Origin of the sequence: Flavobacterium sp. (assembly GCF_035195345.1) — a bacterium.
In the GTDB taxonomy this organism is placed as follows: Bacteria; Bacteroidota; Bacteroidia; order Flavobacteriales; family Flavobacteriaceae; genus Flavobacterium.
On record NZ_CP136574.1, the window covers coordinates 732114 to 749515 of the forward strand.

Genomic DNA, 17402 nt, shown 5'->3' on the forward strand with positions numbered 1-17402 from the left:
AAAAGTGATTAGTGATTAGTGATTAGCAGTTTGGCTAATTTCTCTGTCAATGATTTTCTGCTGTATTGTTGCAAATCAACAGGATATACTTTTAAATTATTTTGTTGATATTGCTCGAAACACTTCAAAATTTGTGCTTTTAAAGCTTCTAATTCGTCATATTTGAAGAACGTTCCTGTATTTGTTTCTTTAATGATTTGAGAAAAATCAGCGTTTTCAGGTCCAATGGCAATAATTGGTCGTTCTGAAACCATATATTCGAATAATTTTCCAGGAATAATACATTTAGTTTCTTCTGAATCAATTTCGATAAGTAACAAAACTTGTGAGCTACGTTGTTCGATTATGGCTTCATCATGTGGTAAATAGCCCAAATGATTCACATATTTTTCCAATTTAAATTCTTTTAAAGCTTGAAGCACCTCAGCACTCACCGCTCCTATTAGCTTTAATTGGAACTGTTTTTTGAATTCAGGATTTTCTTTCGTTAATTCTTTCAGTGCTTTCCACAAAATTCTCGGATTTCTAGCGGATAAAAAGGAACCAATGTGCGCTAAAGTGAATTTTTCATCCAAGGGTTTTTTAATCACTTTCTCTACATCATAACCATTTGTAATCACCTCTATTGGTTTTGAAGTAATGGCCTCAAACTCAGTTTTTGTAGTAGGAGATGTTACTAGAAGTCGGTCACAAGTATTCATGACTTCCTTTTCCAAATTTTTATGTTTTTTAGCCGCCCACGAACTTAATTTCAACTGTTTGTGATAGCCAATGGTTGTCCAAGGATCACGAAAATCAGCTAACCAAGTGATTTTTAATTCTTTTTTTAACTGTAAGCCTATCAAATGCAAACTATGAGGCGGACCTGTGGTAATTATCGTATCGATTTGATGTTCTTGAAGATATTGTTTCAAAAACTTAACCGAAGGTTTCACCCAAAACACTCTTGCATCAGGAATAAAAACATTACCACGAATCCAAAGCATTGCTTTTTCTACAAACGATTGCTTTTTTTGATTCGGAATAATTCCTGAACTGATTTTTTTAGTCTTATTTTTCGAAAAAATCGAAGCCAATCCGTAAGGTTCAAAAATTGGTTGTTTGATAATAACTGCTTTATCCGAAACTTCACTCATTAATTTCTCATCAATTAAAGGATAAGTTGGGTTTTCAGGAATATAAACGTGTGGTTCGATGTTAAAATCGGGTAAATATTTGACAAATTTCAACCAACGTTGCACTCCTGGACCTCCTGCAGGTGGCCAGTAATAGGAAATGATGAGTATTTTTTTGGTTGGTTGCAACTTTATTTTTATAAAACACATAGACACATAGGTCTACTTTAATGATTTTTAGAAAGGCGTTTCACTTAACATAGTAAACAGATAAAATCTTTATTATCTGCGTTCCTAACTAATTATACTTTTTTCTTTCTCTCGAAATAAACTCCAGCTCCAATTAATAAAAGCATTCCAATTGAACTGATTAATGCAATGGTACTTCCTGTTTTGACAACTTGAGGTTCAAATTTGAATTCAATAGTATGTTTTCCTGCTGGAATTTGTAAACCTCTTAAAACGTAGTTTACTTGAAATATTTTCGCTTCATTCCCATCAACAGTAGCTTTCCAACCATTTTCGTAATACATTTCAGAGAAAACAGCAAAACCTTCCTTACTATTATTTGAAACGTATTTCAACTGATTTGGTTTGTAAGAAACTAAATTTATTGATGAAATAGAATCTTTCTTAAATTCTCCATTAAATTTTGTTCCTTTCAAATGGTCGACATAATTTCTTTCATTCATGACCACTTCATTTTTATTATCCAAACTATCCAACGCTTTCATTTCCTCATTGGCAGAGCTCACAAACTTAACTTTCTCCACAAACCAAGCATTTCCATTGGCTGCTGGATTTTGTAACGCTAATTTTTGTCCGTTTTCATCGGATTGGATGACGTATTTTACGTTTAACATGTTTAACACACGAACGTTATTTTTCGCGATTTGATAGTCGAATAATTGTTGCATTCTTCTAGGTTTCGCCGCATGGTATCCACCAATCGATTTATGAAAAAATGACGTTCTAGCACTACTCATTCCGCCTTCTACTTCAAAAACACGGAAATGTGTAGTATCGGCTAAAATTCTTTGGTCAGCTTCTGTAGGATTAAATGGCATATCTACTTCTCTTGCACTTCTGAATTGATCGGGATTGTTATTTACATAACGTTTATCTACCATAAACAAGTCGAAAACCATCAAGACTCCAACTATAATAATTGCTGTAGCTTCTTTCATCAGGTTTTTTACAAACAAAAATAAAACACCAAAAGTAAGTCCAATAAACAACATAGAACGTAAGACATCGGAAGTATACAAAGCAGCTCTATCAATTTTTAATGTACGGATGAAATCATCCCCATACGCTTGGGCATACATCGCATCATTTGCCGCAGAGAAATTGAACATACCTTTGATTAAAAATAACACTACCAAAAGTCCAAAAGTAATGGCTCCAGATTTCCAAAGGGCATTCCATTTTGCTTTTTCGTCTTGTTTGAAAAATTGATACAATCCTACAATCGCTAAAGCGGGCACACACAATTCTAAAAGAACTTGAATTGAAGAAACAGCTCTAAATTTATCGTAAAAAGGTACATAATTGATAAAGAAATCCGTTAAAAAACTGAAATTCTTACCCCAAGAAAGCAACAATGAAAAAATAGCTCCCGCTAGAAATAAATATTTAATTTTTCGTTTATCAACAAAAAAAGCCATTACGAATAAGAAAAAGACAACTACTCCAATATAGGCTGGTGCCGCAACAATAGGTTGGTCACCCCAATAAGCAGGTGCGTGTTCTACTAATCCTTGTACTTGGTCTGCTGGATAACCCTGCGCCACAAAGTTTTCATAAGTTTCTGATTTAACACCTATATTTTCATTATTTGAACCTCCAAAAAGTCCTGGAACAATTAGATTCAAACTCTCTGCAATCCCATAACTATATTCGGTAATGTAATCGTAAGACATTGCATTACTATCTGTTTTTGGCGAACCGTCTGGATTAAAGGTTAATTCACTATTATTACGAGTAGAAAATTTAGCATACTCGGAAGTGGCCATTAAATTAGTTGCATTGGCTCCTAATGCAAAAATTCCCGCAACAGCAAAAACTCCGATAATTTTTCCAAGTTCTTTGAATTCTTTATTCTTTACTGCTATTACAATGTAATACACAGCAATTATCAATACTAACAACAGCAGATAATAGGTCATTTGGAAGTGATTCGCATTGATTTCTAACGCTGCTGCAACCATAGTAAGCAATCCGCCAACGATATATTTTCTTTGAAAAACCAACAAAACTCCAGCAACTACCATTGGCATGTAAGCAATTGCATGTGCTTTAGCATTATGACCAACACCTAAAATGATAATCAAATAAGTTGATAATCCAAAGGCTAAAGCTCCGAAGAAAGCTTTTAAAGGATCTACTTTCAAAACCATTAATAAAACATAAAAGGCTAAGAAATATAAAAATAAATAATCCGCAGGGCGAGGAAGAAAGCGTAAGGCATCATCTAACATTCCAATAACATCGTTAGGATATTTAGCTCCTAATTGATAAGTTGGCATTCCTCCAAAAGCACTATTCGTCCAAAAGGGTTCTTCTCCCGTTTCTTTTCTGAAATCAATTTGTTCTTTTGCCATTCCGGTATATTGAACAATATCGGATTGAAAGATTCTATTCCCTTGTAAAACGGGATAAAAATAAATTAGTGAAACCAAAATAAATCCTACTAAAACTAATAAATGAGGATAAAATGCTTTTATATTCTTCATGAGTATACTTGTAAATAGGGTGCTAAAGTAATTAAAAAAAGGATATTGTTAAAATATCCTTACAGCTATTGAATCGCATTCAATTATTTTATTTCTTCATAATCAATGTACTCACCTACTTCTTTTTTAGGCTTAGGAGTTGAAGTACTTCCTTGAGAAGCACTACTTTGCTGCTCTTGTTGTTGTCTGTATTGTTCTTGCATTTTTTCCTGCATCTTATTCACCGCTTTTTGCATTAAAATTGGGGCAAATATTCGCATTAAAAACTTGAACAAATAATAAAACAGAATAATGTAAAATATAACTTTTACAGTTCCTGTAATTGAAGCCATTTCCATGCTATAAAATTTTAAAGTTCAAAAATACAGTTATTGGTCGGTAAAACTTCAAATTTATTTCTTAAAATTATGATAAAATAACTATTTTTGGACATAAATCATTTTTCATGAAATCACTTCATACACTTTTTGCATTGACATTTGTAAGTATTTGTCAATTTTCTTATGCTCAATTTACAGATGAAATTAACTCTAATCGTCCTGGAAAATCAATGATGGCTTTTGCGGTTGGTAAAAAAATTATTCAAACCGAAACTGGCGTTACTTATGTATCAGAAGACCATAATACACTAAACTATCAAGCTAAAGGTTTTGTGGGAGAATTAGCAATCAGATACGGATTTTTGAAAGAAGAACTAGAAATTATAGGCGAAATTCAATACCAAAAAGACAACTTAACTTCAGGAAGTTATGAAGAAGGCAGAAGTGGTCTTAAGCAATTGACTTTAGGTGCTAAGTATTTAATTTATGATCCATTTAAAAATTACGAAGACAAACCTAACTTGTATAGTTGGAAGGCTAACCATCGTTTTAAATGGAGACAATTTATTCCAGCTTTTTCAATGTATGCTGGAGGAAATTTCAATGTTGGTGACAACCCTTTTAATTATGCGCCTGTTGGATTAGAAGAACCAAGTTTTAGTCCTAAAGTGACTGCAATTGCTCAAAATCATTTTGGAAGCCACTGGGTATTAGTAACTAACTTATCGTATGATAAAATTGGAACCGATTTTGCTAGTGTAAATTATGTAGTAACTCTTACCAGAGGATTTAACGCTCAATGGTCTGGATTTATCGAAAACCAAGGCTACATGGGCGACTATTATAGTGATGGTATATTACGATTTGGCGCTGCATTTTTGTTTGATAAAAACATGCAGGTTGATGCGTCAATCGGAAAAAACATAAAAGATACTCCAGGTATTTTGAATGCTGGAATTGGATTTTCATGGCGTTTTGCAGATCAATATGAAGAAGTACAAATTGCAAAACCAGGAACTGAAACCAAAACAGATAAAAAAATGAAGAAAAAAGGAGAAAAAGAAGCGAAGAAAAGAAAAGATGCCGTAGAATAAAATGATAACAATTAAAGAAGCACTTACCAAAAAAGAAATGAAAGATTACGTGATGTTTTCTTTCGAATTATATAAAAACAACCCGTACTGGATACCTCCTATTATTGCTGAAGAGCTTGAAACTTTTGATAAAACAAAAAATCCAGCCCTTCAAACTGCAGAAGCCCATTTTTATTTAGCCTATAAAGACAATAAGATTGTTGGCAAAATTGCAGCAATTATAAATTGGGAAGAAGTAAATTTATTAGGCAAAAGAAAAACTCGATTTGGATGGTTTGATGTGATTGATGACATTGAAGTTACCAAAGCGTTGTTGGAAAAAGTAGAAGAACTAGGAAAAAAACACCAAATGGATCACATGGAAGGTCCAATTGGTTTTTCAAACTTAGACAAAGTTGGTATATTGACTGAAGGTTTTGACCAAATGGGCAATATGATTACTTGGTATAGTTTGCAATATTACAAAGAGCATTTTGAACAATTAGGCTTCGTAAAAGAAAAGGAATACATTGAAAGTACTTTCTCATTTAGTAATATTGACCCAACACAATTTACAAAATTTAGTTCACTTGTAAAACAAAGATATGAATTGCGAAGTCTAAACTTTACAAAGACAAAAGACATCATGCCTTATGTGGACAAAATGTTTGATTTGTTTAATGAAACGTATTCAAAATTACAATCATTTGTACCTATTAACAGTATTCAAAAAGAATATTTTAAAAAGAAATATATTAGTTTTATAAATCCAGAATTTATTAAATTCATAATGGATAAAAACGATAATATGATAGCTTTTGCTATAGTAATGCCAGGATTTTCACAAGCACTCAAAAAAGCTAATGGAAAACTATTCCCTTTCGGATTTTATCATTTGCTTCAAGCTAGAAAACATTCAAAAGAAGTAGTTTTTTATCTTATTGGGGTTACTCCTGAATATCAAAGTAAAGGTGTTACAGCAATAATTTTTGATGAATATTATAAAATTTGTCAAGCAAAAGGCATCGATACATGCACTAGAACACCTGAATTAGAAGAAAATCATGCCATCCATAATTTATGGAAAAACTTCAATACAAAAATCAACAAACGTAGAAGAACATATAAAAAAGAACTATAAAAAAAGGGATTCCAATTGGGATCCCTTTTCTATTTTATAAAGAATATTTTATTCTACATTTTGAACACTTGCCTCTGCAATTTTAGCATACGTTCCGTTTACCAATTTCTCACGAATAGCTTCAAAAGCCGCTAAAGTTTCAGCAATATCTTCTAAGGTATGAGAAGCTGTAGGAATCATTCTTAATAAAATAATTCCTTTAGGAATCACAGGATATACTACAATAGAAAGGAAAATTCCGTAGTTTTCACGTAAGTCATTTACCATAATCATTGCTTCTGGAATAGAACCTTCTAAATATACTGGTGTAATACAAGTATTCGTATCACCAATATTAAATCCTCTTTCTTTTAATCCATTTTGTAAAGCATTTACATTAACCCATAATTTATCTTTAATTTCAGATGAATTACGTAATAACTCCAAACGTTTTAATGAACCAATTGTTTGAATCATCGGCAACGCTTTTGCAAACATTTGCGAACGTAAATTATATTTTAAATAATCGATAATATCTTTATCTGCTGCAACGAAAGCACCGATATTAGCCATTGATTTTGCGAAAGTTGAGAAATACACATCAATTCCATCTTGACAACCTTGCTCCTCACCTGCTCCAGCACCTGTTTTACCAAGTGTACCAAAACCGTGGGCATCGTCAACCAATAAACGGAAATTGTATTTCTTTTTCATCTCAACAACTTCTTTCAGTTTTCCTTGTTGACCACGCATACCGAAAACTCCTTCGGTAATGAATAATATTCCTCCACCAGTTTCTGTAGCTAATTTTGTTGCTCGTTGCAAGTTTTTCTCCATGCTTTCGATGTCGTTGTGCTTGTAAGTAAAGCGCTTTCCACTATGTAAGCGTACTCCATCAATAATACATGCATGAGCATCAACATCATAAACAATTACATCATTTCTAGTAACCAAAGCATCAATGGTTGACATAATTCCTTGGTAACCAAAATTTAATAAATAAGCCGATTCTTTCATTACGAAAGCTGCCAATTCTTGTTCTAATTGTTCGTGATATTTTGTATGACCACTCATCATACGAGCGCCCATTGGGTAAGCTGCTCCATATTGCATTGCAGCCTCTGTATCAGCTTTTCTAACTTCTGGATGATTTGCTAATCCTAAATAATCATTTAAACTCCAGTTTAAAATATCTTTTCCTTGAAATTGCATTCTTGGTCCTAATTCTCCTTCTAGTTTAGGGAATACAAAATATCCTTCTGCTTGTGAAGCCCATTTTCCTAAAGGACCTTTATTGTTTTGAATTCTTTCGAATAAATCTTTTACCATGATATTATAGGTGTTAAAAACGATGCAAAAGTATAAAGAAAAAAGTTTTTATTATAATTTATTTGGAAGTAAAAATGAAGCAAAAAAAATAAATTAGAAAAGCACTTGTTTATTTGATAAATGGGCTTACATTTGCAGCGAACGACACAGAAATGTGGTTACACGTTCACCGTAAAAGTCGATCGCTCCAGATCGGCTTTTATACTTTTTAGACGTTTCGTATTTTTACATTTCTAAATTACTTCACATGAAACTCGTTTTTGCATCCAACAACAAAAATAAAATTCAAGAAATTCAGGCTTTAGTTCCAAACACCATTCAAATTGTCAGTTTGGAAGAGATTGGTTGTTTTGAAGATATTCCAGAAACAGCTGTTACAATTGAAGGAAATGCGATTTTAAAAGCCAATTACGTTACCGAAAAATATGGTTACGATTGTTTTGCAGACGACACAGGTTTGGAAGTGAAAGCTTTAAACGGAGCTCCTGGAGTGTATTCGGCTCGTTATGCAGGTGAACAAAAAGATGCAAATGATAACATGGACAAACTTTTATTCAAATTAAAAGATAAAACCAATCGAAAAGCTAATTTTAAAACAGTGATTGCCTTAAATTTAAAAGGGAAGCAAAACTTATTCTCTGGAATTATTCACGGAAAAATCATTGAAGAAAAAATTGGAACTAACGGATTTGGGTATGATCCAATTTTTGTAGCTGACGGATATAATAAAACTTTTGCTGAATTAAGTATGGAAGAAAAATCAACCATCAGTCACAGAGGAATTGCAGTTAAGCAATTGATAGAATATTTTATTAAAAACAACGTCTAAAACTTTCGGAATTACCTATTCATTACAATTCTATTTATATATTTTTATCTAAAATATTGAAAATCAATATATAACAAATTAGTTTATATGATTTTTAAAGCGTACCTTTGCACCCAATTTAAAATAATATATGAATAAATTTGAACAATTAGGATTGAATGAGTCGCTACTGCTGGCGATTAAAGATCTAGGATTTGAGAATCCGTCAGAAGTGCAAGAAAAAGCGATTCCAGTACTATTGGAACAAAACACAGATTTAGTTGCCCTAGCGCAAACAGGTACAGGAAAAACCGCAGCTTTTGGTTTTCCACTAATTCAAAAAATTGACGCTGAGAACAAAAACACTCAGGCTTTAATTTTATCGCCAACACGTGAGTTATGCTTACAAATCACCAACGAGATTAAATTATACTCAAAGTACATAAAGGGGTTACATACAGTGGCTGTTTATGGTGGTGCAAGCATTACAGAACAAGCTAGAGAAGTTAAACGTGGTGCACAAATTATTGTGGCTACACCAGGTAGAATGCAAGACATGATTAACAGAGGTCTTGTAAACATTAAAAACATCGATTTTTGTATCTTAGACGAGGCAGATGAGATGTTAAATATGGGATTCTACGAAGACATTTGTTCCATTTTATCGGACACACCAGATGAGAAAAACACCTGGTTATTTTCTGCAACTATGCCTGCTGAAGTAGCGCGTATTGCAAAACAATTTATGTCGTCTCCAGTGGAAATTACTGTGGGAAGCAAAAACTCAGGTTCAGCAACAGTTTCACACGAATATTACTGTGTGAATGCTCGTGACCGTTACGAAGCTCTAAAACGTTTAGCAGATGCTAACCCAGATATTTTCTCGGTTGTGTTTTGTAGAACTAAAAGAGACACACAAGCGGTTGCCGAAAAACTTATTGAAGATGGGTACAACGCAGCAGCTTTACACGGAGATTTATCGCAAGCACAACGTGATGGCGTAATGAAATCGTTTAGAGGTCGTCAAATTCAAATGTTAGTTGCTACAGATGTTGCGGCACGTGGAATAGACGTAGATAATATTACGCACGTAGTAAATTACCAATTACCAGACGAAATCGAAACCTACAATCACCGTTCTGGAAGAACTGGTAGAGCTGGAAAATTAGGAACTTCTATCGTAATCATTACGAAAAGTGAAATCAGAAAAATACACTCTATTGAGCGTATTATCCAACAAAAATTCGTAGAAAAAACAATCCCATCTGGAATTGAAATCTGCGAAATTCAGTTATTACACTTAGCAAACAAAATTAAAGATACAGAAGTTGATCACGAAATTGACAACTATTTACCAGCTATTAATGAAGTCTTAGATGGTTTATCTAAAGAAGAGTTAATCAAGAAAATGGTTTCTGTTGAATTCAATAGATTCATCAACTATTACAAATCAAAACGTGATTTATCAGGTGAAAGAGGAAATGATAGAGAAAGAAGTTCTGAACCAAGAGAAATTAGAGCAGGTGATCCAGTTCGTTATTTCATCAACATTGGAGCAAGAGACGATTTCGATTGGATGCAATTGAAAGACTTTATCAAAGAAACTTTAGATTTAGGCAGAGATGACGTATTTAAAGTAGATGTAAAAGAAGGTTTCTCTTTCTTTAATACAGACGGTGAACACACTGAAAAAGTAATGGAAGTGTTAAACGGTTACAATATGAATGGTCGTAGAATCAACGTTGAAATTTCTAAAAATGATGGTGGCGGTAGACGTGATCATAATGGAAGAAGTTCTGGCGGAAGTTTTGGTGGCGGAAGACGCGAAGGTGGCTTTAACCGCGAAAGAAGTGGTTCTGCTCCAAGAAGAGAAGGTGGTAGAGATGGCGGTTTCCGTAGCGATAGAGGTGCAGCTCCTAAAAGAGAAGGTGGCTTTAGAGGCGAAAGAAGCAGTGCTGCTCCAAGAAGAGAAGGCGGATTTTCAGACAGAGCGCCAAGACGTTCTGAAAGTGCAGGAGATGCTTCAAGACCAAAAAGACCAAGAAGAAGTTAACATTTTTCGTTAATTTTCTTAAAAATTTATAGAAAACTACAAAATATCACCTTTTGATTCGTATTTTTGAATCAATAAATTAAAGGATGAGATATTTTGTAGTTTTTCTTTTTGTACTAATTTCATATAGTAGCTTTTCTCAAAACGATTCTCTTGTAAAGAATCTAAAAGGAACCGTTATTCATAATGAAACAAAACTTCCAATGAGTAATGTCCACATTATTAATACAACTCGTGTTAAAGGTAGTATAAGTAATCCGAGTGGTACATTTGAAATTGAAGCAAAAGTAAACGACACCTTATTATTTTCTTACCTAGGTTATGAAACAGTTAAAGTAAAAGTAACTAACGACTGGATAAGAAACAACCCTACAAAAATTTATTTAAGCGAAAAAGCCTACGTATTAGACGAAGTTGTGGTGGCTAAATACAATTTAACAGGATATGTAGAAGTCGATACGCGATTAATTCCGGTTGCCGATGATTCTTATCGATACAGTATATCTGGACTTCCTGCAGGGTATGAAAGCGGCACTTATAACCCAGGAGCAATTGCTAAAATTCTAGGTTCTATATCAAATCCAACCGATTTTCTTTACAATATTTTTGGTAAACGACCGAAAGAAATGAAGAAACTAAAAGAAATGAAGAAAGATGATACTGTTCGGAATCTTTTAGCTACCAAATTTGACCGAGAAACACTTGCCGCTTTATTAGAAATAAGTAAAGATGATATCCCATTAATTCTTCAAAACTGTAACTATTCAGAATATTTTATTCAAACAGCTAATGATTTACAGATAATGGATGCAATAAGTGCTTGTTATGAAGAATATAAAATTCTAAAAAAGAATAAATAGTTATTCAGAATCATTCTTTTTCAATTCATAAAACTTTTGTTCAATAAAATCAATATCTTTTATCGATTTTCGTGTCCAATCCAAACGTTTTTCTAAAACTTCTACTTCCGTTAATTGCCAATTAATATCCGATTGACGCAAACGATTTGTTATATCTTGAATAATAATCGCTGCTGAAACCGAAATATTCAAACTTTCAGTATATCCAACCATCGGAATTTTCAAATATCCATTAGCTTGATTTATTACTTCTTCTGATAAACCATTACGTTCTGTCCCAAAAAATAAGGCAGAAGGCTTAGAAATATTAAACTCATGCAACATACAGGAATCATTATGTGGAGTTGTAGCAATGATTTGATATCCTTTGTTTTTCATTTCATCAATACAACTTTGCACCGAATTGAAGCGATTCACATCCACCCATTTTTGAGCGCCCATTGCAATCTCAGTATCAATACGTTTTCCGAATTTTTCTTCAACAACATTTAATTCTTGAATTCCAAAAACCTCACAACTACGCATTACCGCACTCGTATTATGCAATTGATACACATCTTCCATTGCAATGGTAAAATGTTTGGTTCTATTCTTCAATACCCTCAAAAAACCTTCCTTTCGATTTTCGGTAATAAACCCTTCTAAATATTCTAAAAGCGCATGATTAGAAAAACTCATGTTTTTTTTATTAAATTTACTACAAAGAAAAAGAAAATTGGGCTATGAAAAAAATTGTAGTACTAACAGGAGCTGGAATTAGCGCCGAAAGCGGCATCAAAACCTTCCGTGATGCTGATGGTTTATGGGAAGGTCACGATATTATGGAAGTGGCCTCACCTATTGGTTGGAATAAAAATTCTGAATTAGTCTTAGACTTTTACAACAAAAGAAGAGCCCAACTCTTAACCGTAAAACCCAATAAAGCACACGAAATCTTAGCCGAATTAGAAGAACATTTCGATATTCATATCATAACCCAAAACGTTGACGATTTACACGAAAGAGCCGGAAGTAATAAAGTCGTTCATTTGCATGGCGAATTATTAAAAGTAAGAAGTATTTTTAATGAAAACTTTGTTCTAGATTGGAAACACGATTTAAACTTAGGTGATTTTGATTTAGAAGGTAATCAATTGAGACCGCATATTGTTTGGTTTGGTGAAGATGTTCCCATGATTGAACACGCTATTGATATTGTAGAAACCGCTGATATTTTGATTATTATTGGGACTTCGTTACAAGTATATCCTGCGGCTGGATTAATGAATTATGTAAACCAAAACGTTCCTGTTTATTATATTGATCCAAAACCAGCTACGATTTATGATTTACCAAACGAACTGAAAGTCTTACCCTTGACCGCAGTTGAAGGAATGAAAATTGTAAAAGAGGAATTGGTAAATTCAATCCAAAAAACTTCTGACTTCTAACTTCTAACTTCTAACTTCTTATTATATTTGCACTTCTTTAAACAACACACAACAAAATGCAATTAACAGAATTAAACGCTATTTCGCCAATTGATGGTCGTTATAGAAGCAAAACTATTTCATTATCTCCTTATTTTTCTGAAGAAGCCTTAATTAAATACCGTGTTTTGGTAGAGGTTGAATACTTTATTGCTTTGCGCGAAGCTGATTTACCTCAATTATCCAAAATTGACAAATCGATTTACGATTCTTTAAGAGCTATTTACAAAAATTTTTCTACTGAAGATGCACTTTGGATTAAAGAAACTGAGAAAACAACGAATCACGATGTAAAAGCAGTGGAATATTTCATCAAATCGAAATTCGACGGTTTAGGATTACAAGATTACAAAGAGTTTATTCATTTCGGATTGACTTCTCAAGATATTAATAATACAGCAATTCCACTTTCGACAAAAGAAGCATTTGAAAATGTATATTTACCTGGTTTAGTAAGCGTGATTGCAAAATTAAAAGAATTAGCAATGGAATGGTCAGACATTCCAATGTTAGCTAGAACCCACGGACAACCAGCCTCTCCTACTCGTTTAGGAAAAGAAATTTTAGTTTTTGTAGAACGTTTAGAAGAACAAATGCGTTTGTTATTCAATGTTCCTTTTGCAGCTAAATTTGGTGGTGCCACCGGAAATTACAACGCACACAAAGTAGCCTATCCAAACACCGATTGGAGAAAATTTGGAAGTGATTTTGTAGAAAACAGTTTAGGATTACACCATTCGTTTCCAACGACACAAATTGAACATTACGACCATTTTGCAGCCTTTTTCGATGCTTTAAAACGCATCAATACGATTTTAATCGACTTGGATAGAGATATTTGGACGTACGTTTCAATGGATTATTTCAAACAAAAAATCAAAGCAGGAGAAATTGGTTCTTCGGCGATGCCACATAAAGTTAATCCGATTGATTTTGAAAATTCGGAAGGAAATTTAGGAATTGCCAATGCGATTTTCGAACATCTTTCCGCAAAATTACCACTTTCAAGATTACAACGCGATTTAACTGATAGTACTGTTTTACGTAATATTGGGGTTCCAATGGGACACACTTTAATCGCATTTGAAGCTACTCTGAAAGGCTTGAACAAATTATTATTAAATGAAGAAAAATTTGCAGAAGATTTAGAGAAAAATTGGGCGGTGGTTGCTGAAGCAATTCAAACAATTTTACGTCGTGAAGGTTATCCAAATCCGTATGAAGTTTTGAAAGACTTAACCAGAACAAACACTCTAATCAACAAAGAAGCAATTCATAATTTCATTGGAACTTTAAAAGTTTCTGAAGAAGTTAGAGCTGAATTGATGCAAATTACACCGAGTAATTATTTGGGGATTTAATTCCTTCTAAAACATGCCAAAACCTATCAGTATAAAACTCATTTGCTTTAGTTTACTGATAGGTTTTTTCTTTTATTCTTGTTCGTCTACCAAAACCCCAACCACAAATTCCAAAGCAGGTGTCGTTATTACCTTTGACGATTACTTCGTAAACGAATGGAAAGAAGCGGATGTTCAACTCACAAAATACAATTGGAAAGCCACATTTTGCGTGAGTAATTTTGAAAAACTTTCGGCTAATGATATTTCTAACCTAAAAGAACTTCAAAACAAAGGGCACGAAATTGCTGGTCACGGATTTCGTCATCTCAATGCAAAAGAATTCACTAAGAAAAATAATAAACAGCAATACTTAATAGTTGAAATTTTTCCTTTAATCGAAGCATTCAAAAAAGAAGGTATCGAAATTAAATCGTTTGCTTATCCTTTTGGAGCCAAAACACAAACGTTAGACTACGAATTACAAAAACATTTCAATATCATCAGAGGCACAGCAAAAGGCGGCAAAAAAGTAGCCGATAACGCTAATTTCTACAACGGAACTCGACTTGCAAACGGAATTGGAATCGACAGTAATTACGAGCATTTTAGTCTGAATTACATTACTAAAGTTTTAAATTACGCTAAAAAACATAATAAAATAGTGGTTTTCTACGGACACAAGCCTGTTGATAAAGCTACAAATGAGTATGAAGTAGATCTGAAAACATTAGAAATGATTTGTCAATTTGTGGTTTCAAACCAAATGAAATTTTACACGCTTCAAGAACTAAATTCGTTAAAAAAACAATAAAATTGAGCGCATAAAGAATTGAAATTTTGAAAACCGACCACTTTTCACTATTTTAGTAAAAATTCAATTCTATGCCCATATTGCTCACTGCTTCCACTGTTCATTTACCCAATTTAATTAGCGATTTAGGTCTAATTTTAGTCACTGCAGCCATTGCAGTACTCATTTTTAGAATCTTAAAACAACCGTTGGTTTTAGGATATTTGGTCGCGGGATTTTTAGCTGGAAGTGAATTTGATTTTTTTCCAACTGTGAAAGACATGAACAGTGTAAAAGTTTGGGCAGAAATTGGCGTCATATTCCTCTTATTTAGTTTAGGACTCGAATTTAGTTTTAAAAAACTAATGAAAGTCGGCGGAACGGCTTCCATCACAGCGTTGACCCAAATTATCACTATGGTAGCTTTGGGGTATTTCGTAGGACAAATGATGGATTGGGGCAAAATGAACAGTTTATTTTTAGGCGTAATTTTATCCATTTCTTCCACTACAATTATCTTAAAAACCTTTGACGAGTTAGGTGTAAAAACACAAAAATTCGCCGGAAATGTAATTGGAGCGTTAATCGTTCAAGATATTTTAGCCATTTTAATGATGGTTCTATTGTCAACAGTTGCTGTAAGTCAGCAGTTTTCGGGTACTGAATTGTTTCAATCCGTTTTAAAATTAATTTTCTTTTTAACCATTTGGTTTGTAGCGGGAATTTTCTTCATTCCAACTTTACTTAAAAAAGCAAAACACCTTTTAACCGATGAAATGTTACTAATCGTTTCGTTGGCTTTGTGTTTATTGATGGTGCTTTTTGCAGCTAATGTAGGCTTCTCGCCTGCTCTTGGTGCGTTTATCATGGGTTCGATTATTGCAGAAACCACGCAAGCCGAACACATTGAACATTTGGTAAAACCAGTAAAAGATTTATTTGGTGCGGTTTTCTTCGTATCGGTCGGAATGTTAATTGATCCTGAAATGTTGATGAAATATGCATTTCCTGTTGGAATTCTAACTTTAGTAGTGATTCTTGGACAATCCCTTTCTTCGACCATTGGCGCTTTACTTTCGGGACAACCGTTGAAACAATCCATACAAACCGGAATGAGTTTATCGCAAATTGGAGAGTTTTCGTTCATCATTGCCACATTAGGAATGACGTTAAATGTGACGAGCGATTTCTTATATCCAATAGTAGTTGCGGTTTCAGCCATCACCACCTTTACAACACCTTTCATGGTGAAATTTTCAACGCCTTTATCCGTCTTTTTAGAAAAAAAACTACCAAGACGTTGGGTAAAAAGAATAGAACGCTACAGCGCCAATACCGAAGCCATTAAATCGGTGAGTACTTGGCAAATTGTACTTCGTGCTTACTTAACTCAGGTAATAATTCACTCAATAATTATTGTTGCGATTATTCTACTTTCATCGAAATATATTTTGCCTTTAGTTTCAGCTTCTCGATTTGGGAATGCTACTGCTGCTTTAATAACAGTTGTTATTTTATCTCCTTTTTTGTGGGCATTATCGTTGCGAAGAGTAGCAGTGGAACAAGTACAAGAATTAATGAAAGTAAGAAAATATCAAGGTCCAATTATTGTTTTGGTCTTTTTTAGAATTGCATTATCCCTTTTTTATATGGGATTTGTATTGAATGAATTTTTCTCACCTGTTATTGCATTTATAGCTTTAGTAATTGGAATTGTTTTATATATTTTATTTCCAAAAAAATTACATGCCTTCTACAATAAAATAGAGAGTCATTTCATAAAAAACTTCAACGACAGAGAAATTACCAAACAAAGTAAACGCCAAAATGTACTTTCGCCTTGGGACGGACACATGGCTGATTTTGTAATTGCAACAGCCTCTAATTTAGCAGGTAAAACCCTAGACGAATTGAAAATCAGAGAGCAATTTGGAATCAATATTGCCTCTATAAAACGTGGTGAGATTACGATTAATATTCCTATTCGAACCGAGCGACTATTTCCGGGTGATGAAATCAACATTATTGGTACCGATGAACAAGTAAAGTTATTTAAAAACTATTTGGATAAAAACGAAATCGACGCGCCTGAAACGCTAGTTAAAGAAGACATCATTCTACAACAATTAGAGCTTAAAAACCGAGTTTGTATCGGAAAAAGTATCCGAGATTCGCAAATTAGAGAGAAAACGCATGGCATCATTGTAGGCATCGAACGCAACGGAAAACGTATTCTAAACCCAGAATCACACTGGATTTTAGAATCTGATGATATTTTATGGATTGCCGGTGATCGGAAAAAGATTAATGAGTTTTTGAAAGGGTAATTCTTTAGTATTCGGTTATCCACAACTTTGTCATTCCGAAGGAATCTCTTGGATTATTTT

Annotated in this window: 14 protein-coding genes; 9 read left to right on the forward strand and 5 right to left on the reverse strand. The window is 33.5% G+C overall.

The genetic code is table 11. The annotated features are described in order from the left end of the window. Positions 1-8: 8 nt before the first annotated feature. The 3 genes from RSE15_RS03500 to RSE15_RS03510 form a co-directional block, all read right to left on the reverse strand. Positions 9-1304 (reverse strand): glycosyltransferase family 4 protein, encoded by a 1296-nt coding sequence (locus RSE15_RS03500; RefSeq protein ID WP_324069602.1) that lies wholly within the window; start codon positions 1302-1304, stop codon positions 9-11. 113 nt (positions 1305-1417) lie between these two features. Continuing rightward, positions 1418-3850 carry a YfhO family protein gene (locus RSE15_RS03505; RefSeq protein WP_324069603.1) on the reverse strand — a complete coding sequence of 811 codons (2433 nt, stop codon included), beginning with the start codon at positions 3848-3850 and terminating at the stop codon, positions 1418-1420. An 83-nt stretch (positions 3851-3933) separates the two neighbouring features. Then, positions 3934-4188 carry a DUF4834 domain-containing protein gene (locus RSE15_RS03510; RefSeq protein ID WP_324069604.1) on the reverse strand — a complete coding sequence of 85 codons (255 nt, stop codon included), beginning with the start codon at positions 4186-4188 and terminating at the stop codon, positions 3934-3936. Between the two features lie 107 nt (positions 4189-4295). Here RSE15_RS03510 and RSE15_RS03515 point away from each other — a divergent pair, with 107 nt between their 5' ends. Further along, positions 4296-5264, forward strand: a complete 969-nt coding sequence (locus RSE15_RS03515) for a transporter (protein WP_324069605.1) — start codon at positions 4296-4298, stop codon at positions 5262-5264. Position 5265: 1 nt separating this feature from the next. Beyond that, a complete protein-coding gene (locus RSE15_RS03520; RefSeq protein WP_324069606.1) occupies positions 5266-6384 on the forward strand; it encodes a GTP cyclohydrolase in 1119 nt (372 codons plus the stop codon). A 48-nt stretch (positions 6385-6432) separates the two neighbouring features. Here the strand turns inward: RSE15_RS03520 and RSE15_RS03525 are convergent, their stop codons facing one another. Continuing rightward, positions 6433-7692, reverse strand: coding sequence for a cysteate-C-fatty acyltransferase (locus RSE15_RS03525; RefSeq protein ID WP_324069608.1), 1260 nt, complete (start codon positions 7690-7692; stop codon positions 6433-6435). Positions 7693-7939: 247 nt separating this feature from the next. Between RSE15_RS03525 and RSE15_RS03530 the strand changes: the two genes are divergently transcribed. The 3 genes from RSE15_RS03530 (at position 7940) to RSE15_RS03540 (ending at position 11413) form a co-directional block, all read left to right on the forward strand. Next, positions 7940-8521, forward strand: coding sequence for a non-canonical purine NTP diphosphatase (locus RSE15_RS03530; protein WP_324069609.1), 582 nt, complete (start codon positions 7940-7942; stop codon positions 8519-8521). Between the two features lie 130 nt (positions 8522-8651). Further along, positions 8652-10553 (forward strand): DEAD/DEAH box helicase, encoded by a 1902-nt coding sequence (locus tag RSE15_RS03535; RefSeq protein ID WP_324069610.1) that lies wholly within the window; start codon positions 8652-8654, stop codon positions 10551-10553. 86 nt (positions 10554-10639) lie between these two features. Next, positions 10640-11413 carry a carboxypeptidase-like regulatory domain-containing protein gene (locus RSE15_RS03540; RefSeq protein WP_324069611.1) on the forward strand — a complete coding sequence of 258 codons (774 nt, stop codon included), beginning with the start codon at positions 10640-10642 and terminating at the stop codon, positions 11411-11413. Here the strand turns inward: RSE15_RS03540 and RSE15_RS03545 are convergent, their stop codons facing one another. After that, positions 11414-12091, reverse strand: coding sequence for a TrmH family RNA methyltransferase (locus RSE15_RS03545; RefSeq protein ID WP_324069612.1), 678 nt, complete (start codon positions 12089-12091; stop codon positions 11414-11416). Between the two features lie 44 nt (positions 12092-12135). Here RSE15_RS03545 and RSE15_RS03550 point away from each other — a divergent pair, with 44 nt between their 5' ends. From RSE15_RS03550 to RSE15_RS03565, 4 genes are all read left to right on the forward strand, one after another. Next, positions 12136-12843 carry an SIR2 family NAD-dependent protein deacylase gene (locus tag RSE15_RS03550; protein ID WP_324069613.1) on the forward strand — a complete coding sequence of 236 codons (708 nt, stop codon included), beginning with the start codon at positions 12136-12138 and terminating at the stop codon, positions 12841-12843. Between the two features lie 56 nt (positions 12844-12899). Then, positions 12900-14243: an adenylosuccinate lyase gene (gene purB, locus RSE15_RS03555; RefSeq protein WP_324069614.1), complete on the forward strand. Its 1344-nt coding sequence runs from the start codon at positions 12900-12902 to the stop codon at positions 14241-14243. Positions 14244-14256: 13 nt separating this feature from the next. Continuing rightward, the gene (locus RSE15_RS03560; RefSeq protein ID WP_324069615.1) at positions 14257-15036 is read left to right on the forward strand and encodes a polysaccharide deacetylase family protein; all 780 of its coding nucleotides are present in this window, start codon (positions 14257-14259) and stop codon (positions 15034-15036) included. Positions 15037-15107: 71 nt separating this feature from the next. Further along, positions 15108-17342: a cation:proton antiporter domain-containing protein gene (locus tag RSE15_RS03565; RefSeq protein WP_324069616.1), complete on the forward strand. Its 2235-nt coding sequence runs from the start codon at positions 15108-15110 to the stop codon at positions 17340-17342. The last annotated feature ends 60 nt before the right edge of the window (positions 17343-17402 follow it).